Consider the following 439-nt stretch of genomic DNA (forward strand, 5'->3'; position numbering starts at 1 on the left):
CTGTCCTCGGGATGAAACAGATCTGAAAAATGTCGTTTGGGGTTGGGCAGAATAAAATCTTGGGCGGGGAAGCCCGTGATTTGCTCCACTGCTTCGCTAATAAATATCATCGCAAAATCAATGTCGGCCTGGCAGCGATAGGCCGCACCAGGGATATTGCTGATAAGGGAGCGATATTTGGCCTCGTTGTCTTTAAGAGCCTTCTCCATACGCAGCCGCTGGCTAATATCGGTAACAAAGGCAACAAAAAGATCCTCACCCGGTAACTGGGCATGGCCGATGGCTAGCCTGACCGGCATCGTCATACCGGATTTATGTAATGCCAATACCTCGCGATCGCTGCCAATAATCCTGGCCTTACCGCTACGCAAATAATGGCCCAAATAATCATCGTGTTCGTCCGAAAAAGGTTGCGGCATCAAGATACTGACATTTTGAT

General features: G+C 49.0%; 1 protein-coding gene. It reads right to left on the reverse strand.

Annotated elements, in window-relative coordinates:
• Positions 1-419: PAS domain S-box protein (locus J0A66_RS21725; RefSeq protein ID WP_241264375.1), on the reverse strand; the 419-nt coding region annotated here is incomplete at its 3' end.
• Positions 420-439 lie beyond the last annotated feature (20 nt).

Origin of the sequence: Bowmanella dokdonensis (assembly GCF_017254865.1) — a bacterium.
In the GTDB taxonomy this organism is placed as follows: domain Bacteria; phylum Pseudomonadota; class Gammaproteobacteria; order Enterobacterales; family Alteromonadaceae; genus Bowmanella; species Bowmanella dokdonensis.